General features: G+C 64.4%; 1 protein-coding gene. It reads right to left on the bottom strand.

Annotation, left to right across the window (positions count from 1 at the left end; translation table 11 throughout):
- A partial coding sequence (locus Q0653_RS13990) for an IS256 family transposase (RefSeq protein ID WP_298945372.1) occupies positions 1-1,276 on the bottom strand: 1,276 nt, incomplete at its 3' end.
- Between the last annotated feature and the right edge of the window lie 71 nt (positions 1,277-1,347).

Consider the following 1,347-nt stretch of genomic DNA (forward strand, 5'->3'; position numbering starts at 1 on the left):
CCGGCCAGCGGTCGGCGAAGGTGATGGCGAATGCGTTGAGGGCGGGCTTCCACCGCATCGTCCATCGAGTGCGGCCCCGACCGGTCGGGTCGAGGCTACGGGTGACAAGATACAGGCACTTCAGCGCCGCCTGCTCGGTCGGGAAATGTCCCCGCGCCCGTACTGCGCGCCGGTAGCGGGCGTTGAGCGATTCGATGGCGTTCGTAGAGCAGATCACCTTCCGGATCTCAAGGTCGTAGTCCAGGAATGGGATGAACTCCTCCCACGCCGATCCCCACAGCCGGGTGATCGCGCCATAGCGCTTCCCCCACTTCTCGTCGAGGTCCTCCAGCGCTGCCCGCGCGGCGTTCGGGCTCGGGGCGGTATAGATCGGCTTCACGTCGCGTTTGAGTGCGTCCCAGTCTTTCTTCGAGGCGAGCTTGAACGTGTTGCGAATCAGGTGCAGGATGCACGTCTGCACCGTCGTCCGCGGCCAAACGTTGGCCACAACCTCGGGCAGTCCCTTGAGTCCGTCGCAGACGAGGAAGAACGTGTCCGTGACGCCGCGGTTCTTGATGTCCGTGAGGACGCTCATCCAAAACTTCGCCCCCTCAGCGCCGGTCCCGACCCACAGCCCGAGGACATCCTTCTCCCCGGCCAGGCTCACCCCGATCGCTGCGTAGATGGGCCGGTTCGCGACCTGCCCGTCACGGATCTTCACCACGATCGCGTCGATGAAGATCGCCGCGTACACCTCGTCCAGAGGCCTCGCGGACCAGTCGTTCATCTCCTCGATGACCTTGTCGGTGATCCTCGAGATCGTCTCCTTGCTGACCGAGGCGCCGTAGATCTGCGCGAAGTGAGCGCTGATCTCACCCGTGGTCAATCCGTTCGCATACAGCGACAACACGATCTCCTCGACTCCGTTCAGCCGGCGTTGCCGCTTCTTCACGATCTGCGGCTCGAACGACCCGTCCCGGTCCCGCGGGACCTCGATCGTGACCTGACCAGTCGCTTCGGTCAGCACCGTCTTCGGTCTCGTGCCGTTGCGGATGTTCCCAGATCCGCGGCCGGGATCGGCACGGTTCTTCTCATGGCCGAGGTGCTCGGTCAGCTCCTCGTTCAACGCGGTCTCGAGCACGTTCTTCGTGAACAGTTTCAACAGCCCGTCCGGCCCGGTCAGGGCAAGGGCCTGCTCCTTGGCCAGTCGGACCAGCTCGGCCGCCGCAGCGGCCTCCGCGGAGCGGTCATCGTTCTGGTTCTTCTTCGGACTCACAACGTCCAGTGTCGTAGTCATCACGGCACCTTCCCCGCCACGCATCACGCGCGGCGCGTCAGGCCGGAAACACCGTTAAATCCACAGTCCCG

Origin of the sequence: uncultured Microbacterium sp., from assembly GCF_947488465.1 — a bacterium.
GTDB lineage: Bacteria > Actinomycetota > Actinomycetes > Actinomycetales > Microbacteriaceae > Microbacterium.